This window comes from Streptomyces humidus (assembly GCF_014649655.1).
Classification (GTDB): Bacteria; Actinomycetota; Actinomycetes; order Streptomycetales; family Streptomycetaceae; genus Streptomyces; species Streptomyces humidus.
The window spans coordinates 1-23,771 of record NZ_BMTL01000045.1 but is presented as its reverse complement, the minus strand read 5'-3'; the positions used below and the strand labels follow the sequence as shown (position 1 = coordinate 23,771).

Sequence of the window (23,771 nt, the reverse complement as noted above, 5' to 3'; positions counted from 1 at the left end):
TCCTTCCGACGGGTAACCCTTCCGTATTGCTTATCGTAAGGCTTACAGTCTCGTCTTGCCAGCGCCCGGACATGTCAGCGCGGCACATCGGACCGAGGGGTCAGTCGACCGGGACGAGGAACTGGAGGTCGGGTGGCGCGGTGGTCGTGTCCATCGCCGGGGACATGTCGAACCGGCCGTTGTCGAAGGCCGCGGCCAGCGCCTGCGCCGCGCTCGCCGCATCGGCGTCACTCAGCTCGTAGCAGCACAGGTACCGCCGGGGCCCGGACTCCTCACCGGCGCCCAGGACGGCATAGCGGCGCACGGCCGTGACGGCCGGGACGGCCTCGCGCACCTGCGGGACATGCGTGTTGACGTACCAGTCGTTGAACTCGTCCTCCGCCTCGGGGCCCGCCGGGCTGCTCCAGGCCAGGAACATCGCAGTGCTCATCCCACCATTCCTTTCACGGTGTGCCGGGTGTGCTCTGTCCGCCCGGACTCACTCCGGGCGGCACATCATCGCGGGCCTTCGCAGGTGGCTGCGGGCGAGCCTGTCCATGCGTGCGTCCCGCTCGCCGGGGTGCGCCTCGCGCAGGGCCGCGAGGACCGCGGACCGGACCGCGTCCACGTCACCGTCCGGGAGCACGTCGTCGACCACGCCCAGCCGTGCGAGCTCCACGGCGGTCAGCCGGAACGACCGCGCCAGCTCTGCCGCCCGGGACGCGTCGCGAAAGAGGACCGCGGCTCCCGGCTCCGGACCGATGACGGAGAACACCGATCCCTCCAGCAGGAACAGGCGGTCGGTGTACGCGAAGGCCATGGCTCCTCCGCTGCCGCCCTCCCCGACGCACACGGCCACCGTGGGCACGGTCAGGCCGGACATCGCCAGCAGCGTCCGGGCGATCTCACCGGCCACACCGTCGGCCTCGGCCGCCGGTCCGGGCTCGGCGCCGGGAGTGTCGATCAGGGTGAGCACCGGCAGCCGCAACCGTTCGGCGAGGTCGAACGCGCGCTGGGCCAGGCGGAATCCGGCCGGGAGTACGCGCGCGGCCGCGTCAGGTCGGCTGTGCCGGTCCATCGCCACGACGACGAGGCGTTCGCCCGCCATGACGGCCAGGCCGGCCCGGACGGCCGGGTCGCCTCCCCGCAGCTCCACCCAGCCCTCGGTCAGCAGGGCACTCCACTCCAGCCCCGAGGGGCGGCGGGGATCCCGCGCGTGCAGGACGGCGGCCCAGGGGTCGCGGGGCACCGGCTTGCGGGGAGCCGGCAGCGGACGCCCGGGCGGGAGTCGCAGCGCCGGCCCGGGACCGTACAGCGCGTTGCCCAGCCATACCCAGTGGGCCTCGGGTCCGACGAGTGCGTCGACCCGCCCCTGCGTGTAGGCGGCCTCCGCGGTGTGCGAGTCGGCGGGCGGGAAGGAGCCGGTCACCTGCGCGACCACCCGGGGACCGGCGAATCCGATCGTGGCCCCAGGCTCGGCGGCGAGGACGTCGGCGAGGGAGGCCCAGGACGCGTAGACGCCGCCGGTCGTATGCGGCCGCAGCACCGCGGCGAACGGCAGGCCGGCGCGGCGAAGGCGCCCGACAGCGCCGGCGGTGCGCGCCATCTGGGTCAGCGAGACCAGGCCCTCCTGCAGCCGCGCACCGCCGCTGGCCACGAACGCGGCGACCGGCAGCCGCTCCTCTCGGGCTCTGTCGAAAGCGCGCACGATGCGCTCACCGGCGGCCACACCCATCGTGCCGCCGTGCCGGTCGAACCGGCACTCGATCACCACGAGGGGACCACGGGGATGCTCGGTGACACCCGTACGGACGGACTCGTCCTGCGGGGCCGGAGCGTCGTAGCCGGGAAATCGGAGCGGGTTCGCCGAGGCCAGATCGACATCCCACTCGTGCGTCAGCGGAGGCATGGACAGGCACACATGATTGCGCTCGACGGTCATGGTGGAGTTCCCATCGAAGGGGTGCCATCGAGCGTGGGGCTCGGGCGAACAGATTGATGGTCCACCAACCATCTCAATTCCCGAGCCGCCCGACAACGCGGCAAACGTCACACCCGCGACATCCGAAAATGCTGGTCAAACGCACTGACAAGGCATCCCGAAAGGTATACCGTAAAGCCCATACGACTACCAACTGGAGGCCCGCTCCATGACTGCCGAGAACTCCGCCCGGTCGACCTCCGCGGCCACGCTGTACATCGACGGAGCGTGGCGGGCAGCCGCCTTGGGCCGGGAGTTCGACGTGTTCAACCCCGCCGACGGGTCCGTGCTGGGCGCGGCCTCGGACGGATCGGCGTCCGAGGCGCGGAGCGCGGTCGACTCCGCCGCGGCGGCGTTCGCCTGGTGGTCGCGCACGACCGCCTACGAGCGGGCGGCGTACCTGGAGCGCGCGCACGCGTTGATGCTGGAGCGCGCGGAGGACCTCGCCGTCCTCATGACCAAGGAGCAGGGCAAGCCGCTGAAGGCGGCCCGCAACGAGGTGCGCTACGCCGCGGACTTCCTGAGCTGGTACGCCGAGGAGGCCAAGCGGGTCTATGGCGCGACCATCCCGAGTTCGCGGGCCGGCCACCGCTTCATGACGATGCGTCAGCCGGTCGGCGTGGTCGCCGCGATCACGCCGTGGAACTATCCGGTCTCCATGATCACACGCAAGGTGGCACCGGCGATCGCCGCCGGATGCACGATCGTGCTCAAGCCGGCGGAGCAGACCCCGCTCTGCGCCGTCGCGGTCTTCCAGGTGCTGCACGACGCAGGCCTGCCCGCGGGTGTCGTCAACCTGGTCACCACGAGCGACCCGGCGCCGGTCGGCGACGCCCTGCTGGACAGCCCGGCCGTCCGCAAGCTGACGTTCACCGGGTCGACCGAGGTCGGCATGATGCTGGGCGCCAAGGCCGCGCACACCGTAAAGCGGGTGTCGCTCGAACTCGGCGGCCACGCCCCGTTCCTGGTCTTCGGCGACGCCGACCCGCGGCGCGCCGCGAAGGGACTCGGCCTGGTGAAATTCCTCAACACCGGTCAGGCGTGCATCTGCCCCAACCGGGTGTTCGTCCAGCGGGAGTTGGTCGACGACTTCCTCAACGTCCTGGTCCAGCGGGTGAGCGCGATGAAGGCCGGCAACGGCCTCGACCAGGACGTCACCATCGGCCCGCTGATCGACGAGGCCGCCATGACGAAGATGCGGCGGCAGGTGACGAACGCCGTCGACCACGGAGCGAAGGTACTGACCGGCGGCGAACGGCTCACCGACCCGCGCCTGCCAGGCGGCCGGTTCTTCGCCCCCACCGTCCTGACCGACGTGACACCGGAGATGGACATCTACCACGAGGAGACCTTCGGCCCGATCGCCCCGGTCATCGCCTTCGACGACGAGGACGAGGCCATCGCCATGGCCAATGACACGGCCTACGGTCTCGCGGCGTACGTCTACACCGAGAACCTCTCGCGCGCCCTCCGGGTCACCGAGGCGCTGCGCTTCGGCATCGTGGGGATCAACGACATCAACCCGACGAGCTCCGCCGCGCCGTTCGGCGGCACGGGGCACAGCGGGCTGGGTCGCGAGGGCGGACCGCAGGGCATCGACGAGTACCTCGACACCAAGCTGGTCGGCATCACGCTGTGACTCCTCGCGGACGTGCCTTTCCGGTGCGTGCACGGCGCATCCGCCGGCCCGCGCTGCTCTTCAAGTACGGCGCAGCCGCGGGCGTCAGACGCAGCCCCGCCCGGCCACCGACACTGTCCCCTCACATGTCGGTGGCCGGGCGGGGCTGTGCTGTGCCTCAGGCGTCGGAGCGCGGGAAGTTGTACAGACGGCGGGCGTTGAGTTCCACCATCAGGCGGACCTCGTCGTCCGGAACGTCGAGCATGACGTTCTCGAGCAACTTGCGGGTCTGGGGCCAGTTGCTGTCGGAGTGCGGGTAATCGCTCTCGAACATGATGTTCTCCACGCCGATCAGATGGCGCGTGAACACACCGGCCCGGTCGGAGATGAAGCACCCGTAGACGTGGTCCTTGAACAGTTCCGAGGGACGGACGTCCCTGTTGACCTCGTTGTACCAGCGGTGCCGCTCCCACACCGTGTCGATGCGCTCGAGCATGTACGGCATCCAGCCGATCCCGCCCTCGGACAGCGCGACCTTGAGGTTCGGGTGCTTGTGGAAGACGGGCGAGAGCAGCAGTTCCGCGGTCGCGGACATCGAGTTGAGGCCGAACAGCGAGATGGCCACGGTGAAGTTCGTGGTCATCGCCTCCGGTGAGGCCTGCGGGTTACCGCCCGACCCGAAGTGCAGCGAGAGCGGCAGGTCGTGGGCGGCGGCGGCCGCGAGCACCGGGTCCCAGTGGTCGCTGTGCCATGACGGCAGATCGCGCCGGTCGGGCAGTTCCGGGAAGGTCACGCTCTTGGCACCCTTGGCCGCGGTCCGCTCGATCTCGGCCACGGTCTGCTCGACGTTCCAGTACGGCACCATCACCAGCGGAATCTGACGTTCGGGATAGGCCGCGCACCACTCGTCCAGGATGAAGTCGTTGTAGGCCCGGACGCACGCGGCCGCAAGGTCGACATCCTTCGACCCCGCGAATCCGCTGCCGGCGAATCCGCCCATGTTCGGGAAGCACATCTGGGCCCAGACGCCCTCGAGGTCCATGTCCCGGATGCGGTCGTGGATGTCGTGGCAGCCCGGAAGCATGTCGTCGAAGCTGCGCGGATCGAGCCCGAAGTCCTTGGGATCCTTGCCGGCGACCGCGTTGAGGGCCAGGGTGCCGGCGAGCTCGCCCTCGTAGATCCATACGTCGCTGCCGTCCGGTCGGTGCTCGATCCGAGGGCCGGCCTCCTGGTACTTCTTGGGCAGGCGGTCGGTCCAGACGTTCGGGTGCTCGATGACGTGGTCGTCCACGGAGACGATCTGGGCATCAGGTGGCAGCATGCGGTCCTCCAATTCCAGTCAGCAAGGTGTCGCCCACCTCGCCGGAACTCCGCGATCGCACGCGGAGGCGGCTCAGTCGGTGTCGGTGATCTCGATGCGCGCTCCCCCGGCGTCGACCGGGGCGAGGAGGAGGCTGTGCCGGCCGAACTGCTGGAACCGCACATCCCTTCCCACCAGGAACGTCCGCGCCGCGAGCAGATCCCGCACAGTGAAGGTCAGGCAGAAGATCCGCTCCCCGCGCTCGACGAGGTGGCCACCGGCAAGGTCCGCCCGCGAGCCGGTCGCCGAGCCGACGTACTCGACGGCATGGTCGTCGAACCGCACTCCGTGCCCGGCCATGTTCAGGTGCCGTCGCTCGACGGCGTATGCCTCCCGGCCCACCAGCGCGGCGAGATCGGCCGCGGCCTTCTCCGGCTGTGCCGCGACCACCTTGACGGTCGCGCCGCCCACGAGCCCGAGGGCATGTTCGTCCGACCGGAAGGTGGGTTTGCGGTCCACGAGATCGCGGTCGTGGCTCTCGGCGCGGCGGTCGGTGAGCCCGATCGCCAGGCCGTGCATGTCCTGCGGCCGCACGAAGGCACGGCCGGCGGCGTCTTCGCCGACCCGGACGCCGTGCTCTCGAAGCGCCGTGACGGCGTCGCCCAGGGAGGACACCTGCCACTGCAGCGATTCCCAGCCGGGGCCGTTGCCGTCGGACCGGAGTGCGACGGCCCCGCCCGGCGTGGTCGGGGCGAACGTCTCGACACCGGTGCGATGGATCAGGACCAGGGCATGCCTGCTGCCCGCCGGCCCGTCCCCCCACCGCCGGAGAACCCGTGCGCCGAAAACGTCCTGCTGCAGATTCAGCTCCGCGTCCAAGGACTGCGCGAACAGGTTCACCTGCCCGAGACGTTCGACCGCGAGAGGCCTCCGCATGGCGGCCCTCCGTCCTCATCGACGATACCGATAACCCTACTGTAACCACCTCGTCGAACCGGGGCAAGGAGTGGGAGCCCTCTGCGTCAACACGCCCGAACTTCGGCCGACAGCACTGCGACCACCGCTTGAGGGAGCTTCCCGTAATTGATACGGTATGGTGCTCCACAGCCCCTTCGAGGCCCGGAACGGATCAGGTTCCGCTCGACGTCGTCGCCGGAAAGGTCCGAGACGTGGCCCAGACTCCCCCGCCCCGAATCGCCGTCATAGGCGCCGGCCCTTCAGGGTTCTACGCGACCGACCACCTGGTGCGCGCGGGCATGGCCGTCGATCTCTTCGACTGCCTGCCGACCCCCTACGGGCTGGTGCGAGCCGGCGTCGCACCCGACCATCCCAAGATCAAGTCTGTGGCCCGCGTCTTCGAGCGCACGGCCGCACACCCCGCTGTCCGCTTCTTCGGCGGCGTCGAGTTCGGCGAGGCGATCACCCGCGCCGAGATGCTCGAACGGTTCACGGCGGTCGTGTACGCGATGGGCACCGAACTCGACGCACGGCTGGGCATCCCCGGCGAGGACCTGTCCGGATCGCATCCGGCCACGCACTTCGTCTGCTGGTACAACGGCCACCCGGCCCACGCGCACCGGAAGTTCGACCTGGGCGGCGCCCATGCCGTGGTCGTGGGAAACGGCAATGTCGCGCTCGATGTTGCACGCATGCTCGTACTGCCCGAGAAGACCCTTCGCACAACCGACGCCTCTGACCAGGCGATCGACGTGCTCGCCGCCTCATCGCTGCGCCGGGTGAGCGTGCTCGGCCGGCGCGGCCCGGTCCAGTCCGCCTTCAGCACACCGGAGTTGCTGGAGCTGGGCCGGCTCGACGGCGTGGATGTCGTCGTCGATCCGGCCGAGCTCCGGCTCGACCCGCACAGTGCCCGGGAGCTGGCCGCTCACGGGGCCAACTCACCGGCGGCACGGCGGCTGGCGCTGCTCACCGAGTTCTCCCGGCGCCCGGCCTCGCCGGGCAACCGGCGCATCGAACTCCGCTTCCTGCGCTCGCCCGTCGAACTCCTGGGTGATCCTGCCGGCGAGCGTGTGAGCGCGGTCCGCACCGCGCACAACGTGCTGGAAGCCGATCTGGACGGGCGCGTCGTCGCGCGGCCGACCCACCGGCACGAGGTGCAGTCATGCGACCTCGTCATACGCGCGGTCGGTTATCGCGCGCGCCCGGTCGAGGGCCTTCCGCTGGATCCCCGCACCGGCGTCCTGCGCAACGTCGCCGGCCGGCTCGTGGGCCGCGACAGCGTGGCCCTGACCGGTGAATACGTCGTCGGCTGGGCCAAACGCGGGCCTTCGGGGGTGATCGGCACGAACAAGTCGGACGCCGAGAACACCGTCACGGCCCTTCTCGACGACCTGCGCCGGGGACGGCTCAACGGGCGTCCAAGTGCCGCGCCGGACGAGGTGCGGGCATGGATCCGCCGTGGTGTTCCGGCCTCCTTCGGCTGGGACGCGTGGCTGTCGATCGACCGTCACGAGCGGGCGAGCGGCGAACCGCTCGGGCGACCGCGCGTCAAGCTCACCTCGCTCGCGCAGATGCACGCCGTCGTCGACCGGGCGCGCGCCGACGCGGTTTCGGATTCGGCGCGGCTCGCGCCACGAACGTGAGGAGGCAGTCCGTCATGCCGTATGTCATCACCACCAGGTGCGTCGACCTCAAGGATCGCGCGTGTGTGCGCGAGTGTCCGGTCGACTGCATCTACGAGGGCGCCCGAGCCCTGTACGTCAATCCGGAGGAATGCATCGACTGCGGCGCCTGCGCACCGGTGTGCCCGAACGACGCCATCTACTTCGATCAGGAAGTGCCAGGGGCCCTTCAGGCGTCGATCGCCGACAACGCCGCCTTCTTCTCCCTTCCGCTGGTCGACGGGGCGCCGCTCGGCAATCCCGGCGGAGCGCGATCCGTGGGTCCGGTCGGCGCCGACACCCCGCTCGTCGCGGCGCAGCCACCGCAGGTCGGCGCCGGGGCCTGATCCACTCGATATCACCCGGCGCGGGTCCGACACACGCCCGGCCGCCCCCAGGAAAGGACACAGCACATGAAAGCATCCGTCGACTCAGCCAAGTGCACCGGTCACGCGCGCTGCAACGCGGTCGCCCCGCAGGTCTTCACCGTGGACGACGACGGCTACTGCAGCATCGGCACCGACAAGGCGGTGCCCCCGGAGCTGGAGGCCGCGGCGCGCGCCGGGGCCGCCAACTGCCCGGAGCGCGCCATCACGCTCAGCTCCTGAGCACGCAATCACGCGGCCGCCGGCGTCGTCCTTCAGTCGTCGGCGGCCGTGTCGAACGCGGCGATCGCCGCTCGGGCTGCCGAGAGCAGAAGCCCGCCCTCGCTGTCGGACACCATCGAGTCGGCCAGCAGTGCGACGTCCTTGCCGAGCGTCGGCCGGGCCTGGGACCGGGCGACGGCCGCCAGTCCGCCGACACGAGCGTACATTTCGACGCCGAAGCTCCGGCCCGATCCGCCCGCGAGCACCTTTCCGAAGGCCACGGGATCGAGCCCGTGGCCTTCGGCGATCCGGAAGGCGTCCGCCGCGAGGGCGAGGTGCGCGGCAAGCATGGCGTTGTTCAGCAGTTTGGCGTGCTGGCCCGCACCCACGGGTCCCACGTGCACGACCTCGGCGGAGAACGTCCGCAGCAGCGGATCGAAGCGAGCGAACGTGCTCTGCTCGCCGCCGACCATCGTGATGAGTTCGCCCGCCTCCGCGCGGATCCGGCCACCGCTCACCGGGGCGTCCAGCAGGTGCAGACCGTACGTCGCGGCCTCGCGGGCCAGTGCCCGCACCTCGTCGGGCGAGATCGTGCTGTGCACCGCGATCGTCGCGCCGGCCGGCATCGCCGGTGCGACACCGGCCGGCCCGAAAAGGACCTCCCATGTGCCGACCGCGTCGAACAGGCAGGTCCCGAGCAGGTCGACGCCCTCGCCTACGTCGGCGAGGGCGTCGACCACCCGGGCCGGGCCGGCGCGGAATGGGTCGAGCGTCTCGGGGCGGCGGGCCCACACCGTGCAGTCGACCCCCGCCGCCGCGATGCGCGCGGCGATGGGCGCGCCCTGGTCGCCCAGCCCGACAAAACCGACGCGCATCAGTCCTCCTCCGCGCTGTCCAGCCGGATACCGCTCGATCAGACCTTGAGATGTCCTCCGGCGTCGCAGTTGATGAACTGCCCGGTGATGTAGCGCGACTCGTCCGAGGCCAGAAAGACGATCACCTGGCTGACGTCCGCGGGTTCCACCCACGGCACCGGTATGGCATGCAGCACCGGGAACGCCTCGGTCGCGTCCTCGCGCGTGGGGTGCTCCAGATCCGGCCGGAACGTCTGGTACATGGCCTCGTGGTGCAGCATGTCCGTGTTGCAGTTGGACGGGTGCACCCCGTTGAGGCGAATGGAGTGAGGAGCCAGCACGACGGCGAGGTCGTGGACCAGCGAGACGAGCGTCCGTTTGGCCCAGGTGTAGGCCACGCCGCCTGGCTCCGAGCTCGGGCCGTCCTTGCTCAGGGCGGCGAGGGAACCGGTGACCACCAGCGAGGCACCGGCGCCGAGGTGCGGAATCGCCGCGTTGAGGGTGTTGAGCACGCCGCCGAGATTGACGCCGCTGACGTCCACCCACGCCTGCAGGGGCTGGTCCTTCGCTATCGCGCAGATACCGGCGTTGGCCACCACGACGTCGATCTTGCCGAACTCCGCGACGCCGTCGGCCACCGCCTGCCGCATGGCGGCCTCGTCGCGGACATCGGCCTGGATGGTGAGGATCCGCCGGCCGAGCGCCTCGACCTCCTTCACCGTCTGTCGCTGATCCTCCTGCGTCGCCATCGGGTAGCTGACGGTGTCGAAGGAGGTGAGGTAGTCGACCGCGATGATGTCCGCGCCCTCGCGGGCGAGCTGGACGGCGTGACTGCGTCCCTGCCCGCGTGCGGCACCGGTGATCAGTGCGACCTTGCCCGTAACCCGACCTGTCATGTCGTTTCTCCTCGCCGGCGGGGCCTCACCTGGACGGTGACGCTCCGTCTTCCTCATGTTGGTGAATTCGTCCGTGACGGTGCCTGCGGGTGCAGTCCGTCGACCATGTCCAGGGCGTCCCCGAGTGCCGCCCGTTCCGCGACCAGCGCCCGCAGCCGCGTCACGACGCGGGCGAGACCGAATCCGAGGACGCCGGTCAGCTCGCCGTGGCGGCTGTAGAGGTACAGCGGCCGGTCGCCGCCCGCACCGGTCATCCGTACGGTGATGTCGGCGCCTGCGTCCGGTTCGCCGACGCACTGGATCTTCGTGCCGTACTGGTCGCTCCAGAAGTACGGCACCTCGTCGAGCACCCGGCGCTGGTGCCCGGCGATGCCGCTCGCCACGATCGCCGCCTGCTCGGTCGTGGTGGTCCAGTGCTCGATCCGCCGGTGCCGGCCGGTGCGCGCGTTGACCCAGCGCGCGGCGTCGCCGACGGCGTAGACGTCCTCGTGGGACGTCCGCCCGGACGCGTCGCACACGACGCCGTTGTCGACCGCGATCCCCGAGCCCTCGACCCACTCGGTGTCCGGGACGACGCCGAGGCCGACCACCAACGCGTCGAGCGCGACACTCCTGCCGTCGGAGAGCCGGACCGCGGAAAGGATCTCACCGTCCAGGACGACCTCGTCGATCGTCACCCCGCACCGCAAGTCGACCCCGGCCGCCCGGTGGCGTCTGGCGATCTCGGCTCCGGCTTCCGGACCGAGCGCGTGTGCCAGTGGCGCCGACCGCACCTCTACGAGGGTCACATCGCAGCCCGTCTCCCGGGCACTGGCCGCCACCTCGCACCCGATGAAGCCGGCACCGAGCACGCCGATGCGGCCCCGGCCCGCGACGGTCGCAGCGATGTGGGCGGCGTCCTGTGCGGTGCGCAGGGTCCAGACGTTCGCCGCGGCCCCGGCGGCTTCCCACCGGCGGGCCCGCGCGCCGGTCGCGATGACGAGCACGTCGTAGGGCAGCTCTCCGCCGCCCTGCAGGTGGACTCGGCGAGCCGTGGTATCCACGCCTCTCGCCACGGTGCCCAGCCGCAGATCCAGCCCGAGGGCGTCCAGTTCCTTCGGCTCCCGCAGCAGTGGCGGGTTGGCGCGCGTGCCCTTCAGCACCTCCTTCGACAGCGGCGGCCGGTCGTAGGGCGGCTCGGCCTCCGCGCCGACCACGACGACGGACCCGCCGAAGCCGAGCCTGCGCAGTTCCTCGGCCACGGTCAGACCACCGAGGCCGGCGCCCACGACCACCACCTGTCGCATGTCGGCCATCACGTGCTCCACTCTCCGCGGCACGCCCCGCCGTGGCCGGTGCTCGGTGCGCTCACGTGACCGCACCGAGGAGTTTCAGATCGATGATCTCCTCCTCGGACTTGCCGAGGTCACGCAGTACGTCATCGGTGTGCTCGGCGAACTGCGGAGCCCGTCGGCTCCTCACGGGTGTCTCGTCGAACTGGACCGGGTTGGCGACGAGCTCCCGCTCCACCCCGTCGGCGTCGACGACCTTGGTGATGAAGCCGTTCTCGCGCAGCGCCGGGTCCATGCCGACCTCGTAGGCGTTCTGCACGAGTGCCCACTGTCCCTGCGCGCCCTCCATCCGCCGGCACCACTCGTCGAGGGTGATACCGCCGATGATCTCCGCGACAATGTCACCGCCCTCGGCGCCGTGCTCCAGGACGGCGTCGCCCGCGAAGCGCGGATCGGTCACCAGTTCCGGCCGTCCCATGCGCTCGCAGAACTCGGGCCAGTACCTGGTGGGCTGGAGCATGACCAGCAGCAGCCAGCGGCCGTCGGCCGTGCGGAAGGACCCGGCCAGCGGGTTCGACGACGAGCCGTGCCGCGGCTCCTCCACCTTGGGCAATGGGCCGCCGACGAGCAGGGCCTGGTTGACGGAGTACTGGGTCGCCCAGGCGCCGAGGCCCAGCAGGGACACGTCCACGACCGACGGCTCGCCGGTCACCTTGCGGGCGTACAGCGCGGCCGCGATGCCGCCGGCGATGGTCAGGCCGCCCATCGAGTCGCCGTACGCTCCCGACGGCATCCTGGCCGGCCGGTCGGCGCCGCCCGGCGTGACGCCGTCGGCGCTGCCGCCCCTGCCCCAGAACGCCGTGCCGTCGTATCCGCCCTTGCCCGCGTCCTCGCCCCGGGCGCCGAAGCCGGTGCCGCGGACGTAGATGATGTCGGGATTGACCACGCGGACGTCGTCGACGTTGATGCGCAGCTTCTCCCGCGCGCCCGGCAGGAAGTTCGTGACGAACACGTCGGCCGAGCGGATCAGCTCGTCCAGCAGGGCTCGGCCTTCCGGCACCTCCAGAGCGATGCCGACACTGCGCTTGCCCCGGTTCGGGCCCTCCATGATCGGGAAGAAAGATGTCGTCGGCACGACGTCGAGGCCGAGCAGTTTCACCAGGCCACGCTGCGCGTCGCCGCGGACCGCGTGCTCGATCTTGATGACCTCGGCCCCCCACTCGGCGAGGACCCCGCCGGACGCCGGCACGAACGTGTACTGGGCGACCTCGACGATCCGTACGCCTTCCATGGGACGTTTCACAGGTACTCCTTGCTTGTCCGGGGCCTTGCTTGTCCGGTGCTGAACGCGGGTTCTGCGGCGCGACGGTCGAGGACCGCTCAGCCGATGTACCCGACGAGCTTGGTCTCGAGGTAGGTCTCGAACCCCTCGACGCCGTTCTGCCGTCCGATACCGCTGGTCTTGTAGCCCCCGTACGGTCCGTCGGCGCCGTACCACATGCCGCCGTTCACCGAGATCGACCCGGTGCGGATGCGGTGCGCGATGGCCATGGCCCGCTCGGGCGAGGCCGAGAAGACTCCGCCGGACAGCCCGTAGCTGCTGTCGTTGGCGATGCGGATCGCGTCCTCGTCGTCGTCGTAGGGGATCACTGCGAGCACTGGGCCGAAGATCTCCTCCTGCGCGATGGTCATGGAGTTGTCGACGTCCACGAAGAGCGTGGGCTCGACGAAGAAGCCCTTGTCGAGGTGGGACGGCCGGCCTCCGCCGACGATCAGCTCGGCGCCCTCGTCGATGCCCTTCCGGATGTACGACATCACCCGGTCGCGCTGCTTAGCGCTCACCTGCGGGCCCTGCATGGTGGCCGGATCGGTCGGATCGCCGTACGGGATGTTCTCCATGACCGCCTTCAGGATCTCGACGCCCTCGGCATACCGCGACCGGGGCAGCAGGACGCGGCTCTGCACCGCGCACCCCTGTCCGGCGTGATAGCAGACGCCTCCGGCGGCCGGCAGCACCTGGGCCAGGTCGGCGTCGTCACAGACGATCATCGCGGATTTGCCGCCGAGTTCGAGGAACACGCGCTTGAGCGTGGCGGCGCCCTTCTCCATGATCCGCTTGCCCGTGACCGTCGAGCCGGTGAACGAGATCAGGTCCACCCGCGGGTCAAGGGTGAGGGCCTCGCCGACCAGGTGGTCGGAGGACGGAACGATGTTCACCACACCGGCGGGGATGTCGGTGTGCTCGGCGATGAGCCGGCCCAGGCGGGTGGCGTTCCAGGGGGTGTCCGGTGCGGGCTTCACGACGACCGTGTTGCCCGTGGCGAGGATCGGGCCGAGCTTGTTGGCGGTCACCTCGAACGGGTAGTTCCACGGGATGATCGCGCCGACGACACCCTGCGGTTCCTTCACCACCTTCCGCTTGCTGGCCACCCCGAAGAGGTTCCCGTCGGGCAGTTGCCGCTCCCATGGGAACTGCTCGATGTGCTCGGCGGGCCAGCGGAGGGCGTCCTCCAGAGGGGAGTCCAACTGCAGCATGGTGACCGCCACCGGGGTGCCGGCCTCGGCGACGAGCTCGGCGCGCATCTGCTCGCGGTCCGACTCCAGGGCCACCTGCAGCTGTTCGAGGCAGCGTCGGCGGAAGGCGTGGTCGGTCGCCCAGTCGGTCTCGTCGAACGCCCGCCGGGCCGCGGCGATGGCCTGTGCCATGTCCTCGTGCCCGGCGTCGGCGACGCTGCCGAGCACTTCCTCGGTCGCGGGGTTGATGTTGTCGAAGAGCTTGCCGGACGCCGCTTCGACGAGCTTGCCGTCGATGAGCATGCGGCGTTCCGGTGTGAACGGACCGACGTTGGTCTCGATCATCTGCGCTACCCCTCCGTGGGTGCGGACATCGCGGTGACGTCACGGTCGGCAACGGCGGGGGCGGCGCTTGACCGTGGGTACGCGGCGGCGGTCCCCGGCAGGGCTCGGCCGACGCCCGGTTCCTGCGGTGACACCGCAGGTCGCAAGGGCGCCAGCCCCTCCGTCCACGCTAACGAAAGGCTTTCTGGAAGCCATATCGTATGGCTTCCAGGCAAGGGGTGTCGAGATCCGTGCGCGCCTCAGCTCGGCGCGTGTTCCGTGTTCCGGGTCAGGCGCCGGTCGGGCCGGACGGGCTCAGTTCGTCGACCAGACCCCAGTCCAGGGCGCGTTCGGCGGTGAGCGGGCAGCCGGTCAGCACGAGATGGAGGGTGCGCCAGCGGCCGATGCGGCGCGGAACGCTGACCGTTCCGCCGGCGCCGGGGATCAGGCCCATGCCCAGCTCGGGCAGGCGGAAGACGGCTCCCGGGTCGGCGACGACCCGGGAGGCGAAGGCGGGCAGCTCGATCCCGGCGCCGATGCAGTTGCCGTGGAGGCGGACGGTGACGCGGTCGCGCAGCTTGTGCAGGGGAAGGGCGGCGCCGGCGCGGGTGCGGATCAGATGTGCGGTGTCCAGGTCGCGGGAGACTCCGAATTCGCCGAGGTCGCCGCCGGAGCAGAAGGAGGGCCCGTTGCCGCTCAGGACGACCTCGGTGAGGGTGTCGTCCAGCAGTGCGAGGTCGAGCGCGGCGACGAGAGCGTCGCGCAGTTCCCGGCCATAGGCGTTGTGCCGTTCCGGCCGGTTGAGGGTCACCCGCAGGACGTCCCCGTCCCGGCACACGAGCACGGGATCGGCCGGGGCGGGCGGCGGCGGCCGGTGGGGAGCGCGGGCGGCCTGCCAGCGGGCGAAGCGACGGCCCGCCAGCAGTGTGGAGTAGGCGAGCGACTCGGCGTCGAGGGCCTGTCCTACGGTCAGCCGCGGGCCGGTGTGCAGCAGACGGCCCAGGATGACGGCCGCCTGAGGGCTGTCCGCGGCCGCGCGCACCAGGGTGCGGGCTGTCGCCTCGGGGTCGTCGACGGCCACCAGACGCCGATCGGCGCTGTCGACGGGCACGAGTGTCAGGTCCAGCGCGTCCAGCAGCGGTGGGAAGAGGTGGCCTGTGCCGTCGGTCGTGCGGGTGAGGCCCACCAGCAGTCGGTCGCACTCCGCGGCCCGCCGCACCGCCCGGCGCAGCACTGTCTGGTCGGCGACCGGCCGGTCCAGGTCGACGACGACCAGCGGATCCTCCACGGTCCCGTCCGCACCGAGCAGCTCCGCCTGTGCCGCGCCCGCGGCCAGGTCCTCGACACGCATCATGGTTGGGGCAACCACCTCCCCGTTCTACCATCCGGGCATGGTCACTGGGTCACCGCAGTCAGCAACTGCCGCGGCAGACGCCTGGGCACGCAGCGGAGTGATGTGGCTGACCGGGCACGCCGGCGGGACTCCGCTGGTGCCCATGGGCGAGGCGGCCGGTCTCGCCGCGCGCCTGGCTACGCACATCGGGCGGGCCGGGGTGGAGGCGGGCCGTCCGGTACGGGTGGACGGAGGGCGGCTGCTGGCCGAGCGGGCGGCGCTGACCGGCGCCACTCGCAGGGGGCGGGTCTCGGTGGGCGGCGGGTGCCGGTTGCTGCCCACGGCGGACGGCTGGGCGGCGGTCTCCTGCGTACGCCCGGACGACCCGCTGCTGTGGAGCGCGCTGATCGGGCATGAGCTGGACGAGCGGCTGCCGCGGCGACTGGCCGCCTGGCTCGCCGCGCACAGCACGGCCGAGCTGGAGGAGCGGGTGGCGCTGCTGGGACTTGCGGCCGGGGCGGTACGCGGGTGGCCGGGCGGGGGGCTGGAGGCGGACGCCGTACGCGCACCGCGCCCTGGCCGACCCCGCTCGGTACGCGGCATGCTGGTCGTGGACTTCAGCGCACTGTGGGCCGGTCCGCTGTGCGCGCACCTGCTGGGGCTGGCCGGGGCGGAGGTGGTCAAGGTCGAGGTGCCCTCACGTCCGGACGGGGCGAGGTTCGGCAACCATGCCTTCTACGACCTGCTGCACGCCGGGCACCGCGCGGTGGCACTGGACCCGGCCGACCGGGCCGGCCGAGCGGCGCTGCACGCGCTGGTGCGCGCCGCGGACGTGGTCGTCGAGGCCTCCCGCCCCCGGGCGCTGGCCCGGTTCGGCCTGGACGCAGCGGCCGAGGTGGAGCGCGGCTGCACCTGGGTGTCGATCACCGCCTACGGCCGGTCCGTGGACCGGGTGGGGTTCGGCGACGACGTGGCCGCGGCAGGCGGCCTGCTGGCCACCGACGGCCAGGCAACGCCGGTCTTCTGCGGGGACGCGATCGCCGACCCGCTGACCGGTCTGACGGCCGCCGCGCTGGCGATGTCCGAACCCGAGGGCGGGGGCGGAGTGCTGTGGGAGGTGGCGATGGCCGATGTGGTGGCGGCGACGGTACGCGCGCATACGGCCCCCACGGCGCGCGCGCTGCCCTCCGACGGCGGGGACGGCTGGCAGGTGGACACCGGCGCGGGCCTGGTCCCGGTGGCGGCGCCGGTGGCCCGGACGCCGGCCGGCGCCGCGCCCATGCTGGGCGCGGACACCGGTGCGGTGCTGCGCCGGCTCGGGATCGCCGTACCATGACCGGCCTGCTCATCCGCGGCGCGGAGATCGACGGAGAGCTCCTGGATGTGCGGATCGGACGCGGCCGAGTGCTGGAGACGGGCCACGCCCTGCCGCGCGCGGGCCGTGCGGAGCACGAGCTCCAGGCGCACGGTGGAGCCCTGCTGCCCGGGTTGACGGACCATCACCTGCACCTGTTCGCCACCGCGGCGGACCTCGCCTCCGCCGCATGCGACCCTGCCACGGTCCACGACGCGCAGGGGCTGACGCGGGCCCTGCACCGCGCCGGCCCCGACCGGCACGGCTGGGTCCGGGGGGTGCGCTACCACGAATCCGTGGCGGGCGAGTTGGACGCGTCCCGGCTGGACGCGCTGCGCGGTGACGTGCCGGTGAGGGTGCAGCACCGCAGCGGCGCGCTGTGGATGCTCAACTCCCGTGCTGTCGCGGCCGTCGGCCTGGCCACGGCCGATCACGCCGGGGTGGAACGGGACGCCGACGGCCGCCCGACCGGACGGCTGTGGCGGGCGGACGCCTGGCTGCGCGATCGCCTGCCGCCCGGTGCCCCGCCCTCGCTGGCCGACCTGGGCCGACGACTGGCCGGATACGGCATCACCACGGTCACCGACGCCACGCCCGGCCTGGACGCCGCCACGGTCGCGGCCGTGTCCGAGGCGATGGCCCGCGCAGAACTGCCGCAACGGGTGCACCTGCTCGGCGCACCGCTCACCGGCAGCCCGCCCGGACGGTCCGGTCCGCAAGCCGGCCCGTGGAAGATCGTCATCGCCGACTCGGCGCTGCCCGGCTACGACGAACTCGCCGAAGCCGTCGAGGCGGCGCACCGGACCGGCCGGCCGGTCGCCGTGCACTGCGTGACCCGCGAAGCGATCCTGCTGCTCCTGGCGGTACTGGAGGAAGTGGGTACGCTCCCCGGCGACCGGCTGGAACACGCGTCCCTGACTCCTTGCGAAGTGCTGCCGGCCATACGGCGCCTGGGCCTGCGAGTGGTGACCCAGCCGGGCTTCCTCGCCGACCGCGGCGACGACTACCGCCGCGGCACACCCGCCGACGAGCACGGCGACCTGTACCGCTGCGCGTCGCTGCGTGCGGCCGGGATCCCGGTGGGCCTGTCAAGCGACTCCCCCTACGGGCCCATCGACCCCTGGGCGGTCATGCGCGCCGCCGTGCAGCGGCGCACCGGCTCGGGCACCGTCCTCGGACCCGGCGAACGGCTCACTCCCGCCCAGGCACTGGAGGGCTACCTCTCCACCGCCCGGCGGCCGGGCGACTCGCCGCAGCGGATCCACCCCGGGACGCCCGCCGATCTGGTGCTGTTGCGCGCCCCCATGCCCCAGGCACTGCTCCTCTTGGACGCCGAGCTGGTACGGCTGGTGCTGATCGGCGGTCGCCCCGTGGCCGGCGATGACACCGGACCTGCACAGGACGCGTGAACAGCTGCGCGGTTCACCGGCGCCGTGGGCTTGATCCGCTTTGACGGACATCCGAGATCAGGGGTTCAGCCCCGGGAGGATGTCCATCATGGAGAGCATGGGGAAGAAGAAGCCTCGCCCTCGCCGCTCGTTCACGCCGGAGTTCAAGGCCGAGATCGTTGAGCTGTGCCGACGCGGTGACCGCGGTCTCGGTCAGATCGCCAAGGACTTCGATCTGACCGAGACCGCGGCGCGTGACTGGGTGAAGCAGGCCGAGATCGACCCGGGCGAGCGCTCACTCCTGACCCGGGCCGCCGTCACACCGTTCGAGCAGTTCACGAGCTGACACAGCCGAACCGCACCACTGGGCACGCCCAAGCGACCCCGAGCACACCGACGTAACGACTACGAAAGGCCGTCCGCCGAGAAGTCATGGATCACATTCCGGACCCGGTCCGCGCTGGTGAACGAGACCTCGGCGATCTTCGCTACGGGCATGCCCTGCACGGGTAACAGCACCAGGAGGCTGCCCGGCTCCCGCGGTGACTGCAGCCCTGGGCACCCGAGCCCTCCATGGTGGCGAGGAGGTCGGCGGCCACTCCCTGGGGAATGAAACGGGTGTCGTAGGCAGTGGCCGGGTCGGCTGCCATTGCGCCGCCGTCCGAGCCCATCGGTACCCGCGACATGGACTCCACCCCGCCGCCGATGACCAGCTCGTCCCAGCCCGACCGGATCTTCTGAGCCGATGTGTTCACCGCCTCCAGGCCGGAGGCGCAGAACCTGTTGAGCTGTACCCCGGCCACGCTGTCGGGCAGGCCCGCCACCAGCGCGGCGGTGCGCGCGATGTCCTGGCCCTGTTCCCCGACCGGAGTGACGACACCGAGCACGATGTCCGAGATCCGCTCAGGGTCCAGACCCGGGTTCCGCTTCTGCAGCTCGTCGATCAGTCCGACCACCAGCGACACGGGCTTGGTGGCGTGCAGCGATCCTGTCTTCTTGCCGCGGCCTCGCGGCGTGCGGATCGCGTCGTAGACGAAGGCTTCAGTGGTCACGGTCGGACGGTCCTTCCTCACAGTGCTGTATTCCGGCTGCCGCGACGGCACAACGCGGTCGGCGGACGACACGCTCACTGTTCAGTCGATGCGAATGGTGATGGACATTGCAGGCAGGACAGCTGCCGCTCGGTTCCGACGAGCGGGGTCCGCCCCTTGAAACCGTCCTTGTGTGCGCCTCGACCCCGCACGGGTCCGCCGACGGGACTCCCTCGACCGCCCGGTGTTCGCGGCGCATCACCGCTCCAGCCCCAGCGCCTCGGTCGGGCAGCCGGCGATGGCTTCCTCGACCTGCGCCAGGCAGCCGTCGGGCACCGCGTCCGTGAGCAGGACGAGGTCTCCCGCGCTATTGACCTCGAACACCTCGGGAGCCAACGACTCGCAGATGCCCAGCCCGGTGCATTTGTTCCGATCAACGGTGATCTTCATGGTGGCTCCTGGATGCCGTCCGGTCAGGCGGGGGTGCAGGCCGGGTCCCGCTGCTCGATCCGCCCTAGGGCGGGCTTCGTCATCTCGACACGGGCTGTCGTGCCGCCGTCGGCGTGCTCCTTGGCTGCGTCACCGGCGTTCCAACCATTCGGGGTGCACATCGCGACACGACACCCTCGCCCATCAATCTAATATAGATTAAATAGATGGGATCGTGTCAAGCACCATCCGGGTTGTCGAGGACGGCAGGCACTACGACCTGCCGCGCGGTGTGCGACTGACAGGACTGGCGGGAATCGTGACCGATCCGGCCGAGGTGCTCCGGATCGGGTCCCTGGCGGTCGCCAGTCCGCCCGCGGAGGCACCGACGACCACGACACGTGCGGTCACTTCTCCTCCAGCCGGATGGCCGCGGCGGGGCAGACGGCGGCGGACTCGCGTACCCCGTCGTGGAGTTCGGGCGCGGGGTGCTCGCCGAGGAGGACGGCCATGCCGTCCTCGTCCCGCTGGTCGAAGACCTCCGGAGCGATCAGGACACACTGACCCGAGGCCACACACTTAGGCGCCCTTGGCCTCCAGGGCCTTGGCCGTCGAAAAGTCGGCGTCAACAGGTCAGCGCACCGTGCGCCGCTGGATGGCCGCATCCAACGTCCGGCGGTCAGTCGGACGGCGGCAGCAGTCTCCTCATCAACGCCTCCTCAAGCTCGCGCAGGATGGTGTCGTCATCGACAAAGGAATGCGGCAGGGTGTGCCAGAGGGCGAACTGACCGTGCAGGCCGGTCCACAGCAGGACCCCCAGCGTGTCGGCCTCCTCGCGTTGCTCGGGACAGGCTGCGGCGAGGTACTGGTCAACGGCATCGGTCCACGCGATCAGCACCCGGTCGAGCGGATGCCCGGTGGCGCGCCGGTCCTCCGCCGAAGTCTGCTGCTCCAGGCTGAACATGAGCCGATAGCGGCGGGGATTGTCGACGGCGAACCCGCGGTAGGTGCCCACGATGGCGCGCAGGACACCCCATGCGTCGGCACCGGCCTCGGCGGCCGCGCTTCCGGCCTCGCGCATGGTCGACGCCAGCGCGGCGTACCGGGCATCGAGCACCGTCCGCACCAGGTCGGTCTTGTCGTTGAAGTGCAGGTAGATACTGGGCGCGGCGATGCCCAGCTCGCGGGCGATGCCACGCAGAGACAGGGCGTCCTCGCGACCGGACTCCTCCAGGATGCGCGCCGCCGTGTCCAGGATGTCCTGCCGGAGGCGCTCCCCTTCACCCTGCCGGTAGGGCACACGCCGCCTCTGGGCTGCCAAGTCCACGCTTCCTCCTCCGTACCCCGCCGGTTGCGACTGGGCTTTCATCATCGGCCATCCACGGCTTGCCACCCGTCTGGAACGGGCCTCGCCAAAACCACCTAACCGCGTTAGGCTCACCTCGACAACCACCTAACGGCGTTAGTAAACCTAACGCCGTTAGGTCGATGAGAGGAGCCCTCGTGCCCCCTGGCCCCACGCCCGAATTCGTCTTCGCCCGGCCGAGGACCGCACCCCTGGATCCGCCTCCCGCTTACTCCCGCCTGTGTGAGGAGGCACAGCCGCGTCACCATCTGGGACGGCCGGCGATGCGGGTCGCCGTGTCCAGGATGTCCTGCCGGAGGCGCTCCCCTTCACCCTGCCGGTAGGGCACACGCCGCTTCTGGGCTGCCGAGTCCACGCTTCCTCCTCCGTACCCCGCCGGTTGCGACTGGGCTTTCATCATCGGCCATCCACGGCTTGCTACAGTTTTTACTGTATGTATTACCGTAAGGGCGTGTAGACTGCCGGTCAAGGCAGCTCCGGCACCGTCGAGCACGGAGCGAAGGTGCTGACCGAAGTTGCGTACCAAGACCAGCCACGCTATTTATTTTACGTTAAATTCAACACTTCGAGGGGCGCGTTATGAACCTGAGAATGCAGCGGCTGTGCGTATGGTGCGGACCCGGACTGATACTGATCTTTATGATCGGCTTCTTGTTCGTCGCGGGTCTGGTTCCGCCGCCATCACCGAACCTGGGCGCATCCGAGGTGGCGCGCTTCTACACCGAGCACCAGACGCGGATACAGATCGGCCTCATCATCTCCATGATCGGCTCCGGGCTCGCCTTCCCGTGGGCGGCTGTCATCAGCGTGCAGATGCGGCGCATCGAGGGCCGGCGGTCGCCTCTCGCAGCCATACAGCTCACCGCTGGTGGAGTCCTGTGCCTGCTCCTCGTGTTCCCGATGTTCGCCCTGTCCGCGGCGGCGTACCGGCCGGCGGACCGCTCGCCCGAGATCACCCAGGCCCTCAACGACCTCGGCTGGCTTCCCTTGGTCGGCTTTGTGGCCCCGCCGGTAGTCCAGGTCATCGCCATCGCGCTCGCCGTATTCAGCGACAAGAGCGCCGAGCCCGTCTTCCCCCGGTGGGTGGGCTACTTCAGCCTGTGGTGCGCGATACTGCTCGCGCCCGGCATCCTCGTCATCGTCTTCCACACCGGACCTTTCGCGTGGAACGGCATCTTCGCCTTCTGGCTGCCCCTCACCGTACTCGGGACCTGGTTCTTCGTGATGACCGTGCCGCTGCTCCAGGCCATCAAACAGCAGGAACGCGAGCAAGAGAGCAAACAATCGGCTGCTTCGGCGCCGCTCAGCCCGGCGGGCACGTGACAGCCGGATGCCCCGCACTACGACCTGTTCGGCGACCCAGCCCCGCGCCCCACGTCATGTCCCCGGCGAGGAAGGACTGTGGTTCTTGCTCCTGGGCGACATGGTGGTCTTCGCCGTGTTCTTCGGGTCCTACCTCGTCCAGCTGGGCAAACACCCACAGATGTTCGCCACCTCCCAGCAGGAATTGAGTCAGTCCTACGGCGTCCTGAACACGCTCGTTCTACTGGCCAGTTCCCTGCTGGTCGCCCTCGGCGTCCGAGCCGTGCGCGCCGGTGCCACGGCCGTCGCACCGTGGTTGTTCGCAGGCGCCATCAGTTGCGGCCTCACCTTTGCGGCAATCAAGTTCCTTGAGTACAGAGACAAGTTTACGTCCGGAATCGGGCCCAATACCAACGACTTCTTCATGTACTACTTCGTCCTCACCGGAGTGCACTTCTTCCATGTCGTGCTCGGGCTGGGCGTACTCACCGTCATTGCCGTGAAGTCGCGGGGACGCCAGATCTCGTCCGGCCGGTTCACGTTCATTGAAGGCGGCTCCTGTTTCTGGCACGTGGTCGATCTGCTGTGGATCGTCCTGTTCTCCCTGCTGTACCTCGTGAAGTGAGGGAATCCCGATGAGCAGACCGCGCCTCACCCGGCTTACCGTTGTCTGGCTCGTCCTGGTCGCCGCGACACTGCTTTCATGGTACTTCGGCGCCGGCCACGGCATCGGTTCCTCCCCTACCGCAACCGCCCTCGTCCTCGTCATCGCTTTCGCCAAGGTGCGCCTGATCGGCTTGGATTTCATGGAGCTCCGAGCCGCTCCGATCTGGCTGCGCGCCACATTCGAGGGCTACTGCGCCCTGGTGTGCGGAACTCTCCTCGCGCTGTATTTCATGGCGTGATCCCTGGGGAGGTACAGGCTCAATCAGGTGAAGGTCCTCATGCGATGACCGTACCGACCGATGTTCGGGCGAGCGCCTCCGTCGAGAGCTGATGGCGGTCGGGTTCGACACGCGGCCTGCGAATTGTCCGGCCCGGCCTGACAGACATGGCCGTGTTCGTAGCTTCGCGGCCGCGCAGCAGTTCTACGAATGCGAACAGCATGCCGCGCAAACACACCGCCACCGACGGCGATGGCGATGGCGATGGCGAAGAGCAGCACATTGGTCTCGGCGCAGGATCAGCAACCAGCGCACCCGAGCAACCTCACTGCCGCCGGACAGGTGGAACAGCTGTCGAAGAATCGGGATGCAGCGGTCATAACGATGCGGCAGAACGTCACTCAGGGCCTTCGGGCTCGATCTGCCCGGTGGGGGAGGGTGAGGGTCGCGCTGACCAGCATCTCAAGCCCTGGGCGCCGCTGCGCCGCTGCGCCGGGCCACCACTTTCCAAGCTGGGGCGCCTTCAGCCACAGGTTCCTCGACCACTGGCACGAGGAGGCGCGCCGCGCTCCACGGCGGCCGGCTCTCCGTGCACGTCGAGGCTCGCTCGCGCTGCTGCGCTGCTGTCGAAGGCCAGGAGGGGCACATTTAATTTAATGTAAGCTAAAATCTACTCTGTCGACTGCGGTGCAGGAGCAAGGTCTTGGTGCTACCCCTGTTGGAACAGCCCGACGACTGGACC

Annotated in this window: 24 protein-coding genes and 2 pseudogenes; 10 read left to right on the top strand and 16 right to left on the bottom strand. The window is 70.2% G+C overall.

Going from position 1 to position 23,771, the window contains the following annotated elements; translation table 11 throughout:
* Positions 1–100: 100 nt before the first annotated feature.
* Positions 101–430 carry a DUF4286 family protein gene (locus IE239_RS36290; protein ID WP_053744045.1) on the bottom strand — a complete coding sequence of 110 codons (330 nt, stop codon included), beginning with the start codon at positions 428–430 and terminating at the stop codon, positions 101–103.
* A 48-nt stretch (positions 431–478) separates the two neighbouring features.
* Positions 479–1,921, bottom strand: coding sequence for a carboxyl transferase domain-containing protein (locus tag IE239_RS36285; RefSeq protein ID WP_053744044.1), 1,443 nt, complete (start codon positions 1,919–1,921; stop codon positions 479–481).
* Positions 1,922–2,129: 208 nt separating this feature from the next.
* Between IE239_RS36285 and IE239_RS36280 the strand changes: the two genes are divergently transcribed.
* Positions 2,130–3,599 (top strand): NAD-dependent succinate-semialdehyde dehydrogenase, encoded by a 1,470-nt coding sequence (locus IE239_RS36280; RefSeq protein ID WP_053744043.1) that lies wholly within the window; start codon positions 2,130–2,132, stop codon positions 3,597–3,599.
* A gap of 157 nt (positions 3,600–3,756) precedes the next feature.
* On the opposite strand, the gene IE239_RS36275 is transcribed toward IE239_RS36280, so the two are convergent.
* The gene (locus tag IE239_RS36275; protein ID WP_053744042.1) at positions 3,757–4,899 is read right to left on the bottom strand and encodes an amidohydrolase family protein; all 1,143 of its coding nucleotides are present in this window, start codon (positions 4,897–4,899) and stop codon (positions 3,757–3,759) included.
* A 72-nt stretch (positions 4,900–4,971) separates the two neighbouring features.
* Complete coding sequence (locus tag IE239_RS36270) at positions 4,972–5,814, bottom strand: VOC family protein (RefSeq protein ID WP_053744041.1); 843 nt, start codon at positions 5,812–5,814, stop codon at positions 4,972–4,974.
* Positions 5,815–5,942: 128 nt separating this feature from the next.
* On the opposite strand from IE239_RS36270, the gene IE239_RS36265 reads away from it, so the two are divergent.
* The 3 genes from IE239_RS36265 to IE239_RS36255 all read left to right on the top strand — a co-directional run bounded on the left by IE239_RS36265 (position 5,943) and on the right by IE239_RS36255 (position 8,104).
* The gene (locus IE239_RS36265; RefSeq protein ID WP_229878596.1) at positions 5,943–7,478 is read left to right on the top strand and encodes a ferredoxin--NADP reductase domain-containing protein; all 1,536 of its coding nucleotides are present in this window, start codon (positions 5,943–5,945) and stop codon (positions 7,476–7,478) included.
* Positions 7,479–7,492: 14 nt separating this feature from the next.
* The gene (gene fdxA, locus IE239_RS36260; protein ID WP_053744040.1) at positions 7,493–7,843 is read left to right on the top strand and encodes a ferredoxin; all 351 of its coding nucleotides are present in this window, start codon (positions 7,493–7,495) and stop codon (positions 7,841–7,843) included.
* A 66-nt stretch (positions 7,844–7,909) separates the two neighbouring features.
* Complete coding sequence (locus IE239_RS36255) at positions 7,910–8,104, top strand: ferredoxin (RefSeq protein WP_053744039.1); 195 nt, start codon at positions 7,910–7,912, stop codon at positions 8,102–8,104.
* Positions 8,105–8,136: 32 nt separating this feature from the next.
* On the opposite strand, the gene IE239_RS36250 is transcribed toward IE239_RS36255, so the two are convergent.
* The 6 genes from IE239_RS36250 to IE239_RS36225 form a co-directional block, all read right to left on the bottom strand.
* The gene (locus tag IE239_RS36250; protein ID WP_053744038.1) at positions 8,137–8,958 is read right to left on the bottom strand and encodes an NAD(P)-dependent oxidoreductase; all 822 of its coding nucleotides are present in this window, start codon (positions 8,956–8,958) and stop codon (positions 8,137–8,139) included.
* A 38-nt stretch (positions 8,959–8,996) separates the two neighbouring features.
* A complete protein-coding gene (locus IE239_RS36245; RefSeq protein WP_053744037.1) occupies positions 8,997–9,833 on the bottom strand; it encodes a mycofactocin-coupled SDR family oxidoreductase in 837 nt (278 codons plus the stop codon).
* Between the two features lie 53 nt (positions 9,834–9,886).
* Complete coding sequence (locus IE239_RS36240) at positions 9,887–11,128, bottom strand: NAD(P)/FAD-dependent oxidoreductase (RefSeq protein WP_053744036.1); 1,242 nt, start codon at positions 11,126–11,128, stop codon at positions 9,887–9,889.
* 52 nt (positions 11,129–11,180) lie between these two features.
* Positions 11,181–12,407 (bottom strand): CaiB/BaiF CoA transferase family protein, encoded by a 1,227-nt coding sequence (locus IE239_RS36235; protein WP_053744035.1) that lies wholly within the window; start codon positions 12,405–12,407, stop codon positions 11,181–11,183.
* 77 nt (positions 12,408–12,484) lie between these two features.
* Positions 12,485–13,963: an aldehyde dehydrogenase family protein gene (locus IE239_RS36230; RefSeq protein WP_053744034.1), complete on the bottom strand. Its 1,479-nt coding sequence runs from the start codon at positions 13,961–13,963 to the stop codon at positions 12,485–12,487.
* A 268-nt stretch (positions 13,964–14,231) separates the two neighbouring features.
* Positions 14,232–15,296 carry an enoyl-CoA hydratase/isomerase family protein gene (locus IE239_RS36225; protein ID WP_199834910.1) on the bottom strand — a complete coding sequence of 355 codons (1,065 nt, stop codon included), beginning with the start codon at positions 15,294–15,296 and terminating at the stop codon, positions 14,232–14,234.
* Positions 15,297–15,333: 37 nt separating this feature from the next.
* Between IE239_RS36225 and IE239_RS36220 the strand changes: the two genes are divergently transcribed.
* The 3 genes from IE239_RS36220 (at position 15,334) to IE239_RS36210 (ending at position 18,363) form a co-directional block, all read left to right on the top strand.
* Positions 15,334–16,611 (top strand): CoA transferase, encoded by a 1,278-nt coding sequence (locus tag IE239_RS36220; protein WP_053744083.1) that lies wholly within the window; start codon positions 15,334–15,336, stop codon positions 16,609–16,611.
* A complete protein-coding gene (locus IE239_RS36215; RefSeq protein WP_053744032.1) occupies positions 16,608–18,038 on the top strand; it encodes an amidohydrolase family protein in 1,431 nt (476 codons plus the stop codon). Before IE239_RS36220 ends, IE239_RS36215 begins: the two co-directional genes overlap by 4 nt.
* 88 nt (positions 18,039–18,126) lie before the next feature.
* Positions 18,127–18,363: a transposase gene (locus IE239_RS36210; RefSeq protein WP_159049610.1), complete on the top strand. Its 237-nt coding sequence runs from the start codon at positions 18,127–18,129 to the stop codon at positions 18,361–18,363.
* Between the two features lie 68 nt (positions 18,364–18,431).
* On the opposite strand, the pseudogene IE239_RS43510 reads toward IE239_RS36210, so the two are convergent.
* From IE239_RS43510 to IE239_RS36185, 6 genes and pseudogenes are all read right to left on the bottom strand, one after another.
* Positions 18,432–18,539 (bottom strand): annotated as a pseudogene (locus IE239_RS43510) (helix-turn-helix domain-containing protein); the annotation flags it as partial.
* Between the two features lie 44 nt (positions 18,540–18,583).
* A pseudogene (locus IE239_RS36205) lies at positions 18,584–19,069 on the bottom strand (thiolase family protein); the annotation flags it as partial.
* 237 nt (positions 19,070–19,306) lie between these two features.
* Complete coding sequence (locus IE239_RS36200) at positions 19,307–19,498, bottom strand: ferredoxin (RefSeq protein WP_053744031.1); 192 nt, start codon at positions 19,496–19,498, stop codon at positions 19,307–19,309.
* Positions 19,499–19,521: 23 nt separating this feature from the next.
* Positions 19,522–19,659 carry a hypothetical protein gene (locus IE239_RS36195; protein ID WP_159049609.1) on the bottom strand — a complete coding sequence of 46 codons (138 nt, stop codon included), beginning with the start codon at positions 19,657–19,659 and terminating at the stop codon, positions 19,522–19,524.
* Between the two features lie 225 nt (positions 19,660–19,884).
* Positions 19,885–20,052, bottom strand: a complete 168-nt coding sequence (locus tag IE239_RS36190) for a ferredoxin (protein ID WP_229878594.1) — start codon at positions 20,050–20,052, stop codon at positions 19,885–19,887.
* A 104-nt stretch (positions 20,053–20,156) separates the two neighbouring features.
* Entirely contained in the window at positions 20,157–20,804 is a 648-nt protein-coding gene (locus IE239_RS36185) for a TetR/AcrR family transcriptional regulator (RefSeq protein WP_229878592.1), read from the bottom strand.
* Between the two features lie 618 nt (positions 20,805–21,422).
* Between IE239_RS36185 and IE239_RS36180 the strand changes: the two genes are divergently transcribed.
* The 3 genes from IE239_RS36180 to IE239_RS36170 all read left to right on the top strand — a co-directional run bounded on the left by IE239_RS36180 (position 21,423) and on the right by IE239_RS36170 (position 23,050).
* Positions 21,423–22,166, top strand: coding sequence for a hypothetical protein (locus IE239_RS36180; protein WP_190153730.1), 744 nt, complete (start codon positions 21,423–21,425; stop codon positions 22,164–22,166).
* Positions 22,167–22,266: 100 nt separating this feature from the next.
* Entirely contained in the window at positions 22,267–22,770 is a 504-nt protein-coding gene (locus IE239_RS36175; protein WP_229878590.1) for a cytochrome c oxidase subunit 3, read from the top strand.
* Positions 22,771–22,780: 10 nt separating this feature from the next.
* Positions 22,781–23,050 carry a cytochrome C oxidase subunit IV family protein gene (locus IE239_RS36170; protein WP_053744028.1) on the top strand — a complete coding sequence of 90 codons (270 nt, stop codon included), beginning with the start codon at positions 22,781–22,783 and terminating at the stop codon, positions 23,048–23,050.
* Positions 23,051–23,771 lie beyond the last annotated feature (721 nt).

Bases quoted from the DNA above. Each gene is read 5' to 3' on its own strand.
- IE239_RS36230 (WP_053744034.1), bottom strand. From the start codon at position 13,963: ATGATCGAGACCAACGTCGGTCCGTTCACACCGGAACGCCGCATGCTC.
- IE239_RS36285 (WP_053744044.1), bottom strand. From the start codon at position 1,921: ATGACCGTCGAGCGCAATCATGTGTGCCTGTCCATGCCTCCGCTGACG.
- IE239_RS36245 (WP_053744037.1), bottom strand. From the start codon at position 9,833: ATGACAGGTCGGGTTACGGGCAAGGTCGCACTGATCACCGGTGCCGCA.
- IE239_RS36290 (WP_053744045.1), bottom strand. From the start codon at position 430: ATGAGCACTGCGATGTTCCTGGCCTGGAGCAGCCCGGCGGGCCCCGAG.
- IE239_RS36215 (WP_053744032.1), top strand. From the start codon at position 16,608: ATGACCGGCCTGCTCATCCGCGGCGCGGAGATCGACGGAGAGCTCCTG.
- IE239_RS36170 (WP_053744028.1), top strand. From the start codon at position 22,781: ATGAGCAGACCGCGCCTCACCCGGCTTACCGTTGTCTGGCTCGTCCTG.
- fdxA (WP_053744040.1), top strand. From the start codon at position 7,493: ATGCCGTATGTCATCACCACCAGGTGCGTCGACCTCAAGGATCGCGCG.
- IE239_RS36220 (WP_053744083.1), top strand. From the start codon at position 15,334: ATGGTCACTGGGTCACCGCAGTCAGCAACTGCCGCGGCAGACGCCTGG.
- IE239_RS36180 (WP_190153730.1), top strand. From the start codon at position 21,423: ATGAACCTGAGAATGCAGCGGCTGTGCGTATGGTGCGGACCCGGACTG.
- IE239_RS36280 (WP_053744043.1), top strand. From the start codon at position 2,130: ATGACTGCCGAGAACTCCGCCCGGTCGACCTCCGCGGCCACGCTGTAC.
- IE239_RS36240 (WP_053744036.1), bottom strand. From the start codon at position 11,128: ATGGCCGACATGCGACAGGTGGTGGTCGTGGGCGCCGGCCTCGGTGGT.
- IE239_RS36250 (WP_053744038.1), bottom strand. From the start codon at position 8,958: ATGCGCGTCGGTTTTGTCGGGCTGGGCGACCAGGGCGCGCCCATCGCC.
- IE239_RS36200 (WP_053744031.1), bottom strand. From the start codon at position 19,498: ATGAAGATCACCGTTGATCGGAACAAATGCACCGGGCTGGGCATCTGC.
- IE239_RS36275 (WP_053744042.1), bottom strand. From the start codon at position 4,899: ATGCTGCCACCTGATGCCCAGATCGTCTCCGTGGACGACCACGTCATC.
- IE239_RS36255 (WP_053744039.1), top strand. From the start codon at position 7,910: ATGAAAGCATCCGTCGACTCAGCCAAGTGCACCGGTCACGCGCGCTGC.
- IE239_RS36195 (WP_159049609.1), bottom strand. From the start codon at position 19,659: ATGTGCACCCCGAATGGTTGGAACGCCGGTGACGCAGCCAAGGAGCAC.
- IE239_RS36210 (WP_159049610.1), top strand. From the start codon at position 18,127: ATGGAGAGCATGGGGAAGAAGAAGCCTCGCCCTCGCCGCTCGTTCACG.
- IE239_RS36270 (WP_053744041.1), bottom strand. From the start codon at position 5,814: ATGCGGAGGCCTCTCGCGGTCGAACGTCTCGGGCAGGTGAACCTGTTC.
- IE239_RS36175 (WP_229878590.1), top strand. From the start codon at position 22,267: ATGGTGGTCTTCGCCGTGTTCTTCGGGTCCTACCTCGTCCAGCTGGGC.
- IE239_RS36225 (WP_199834910.1), bottom strand. From the start codon at position 15,296: ATGATGCGTGTCGAGGACCTGGCCGCGGGCGCGGCACAGGCGGAGCTG.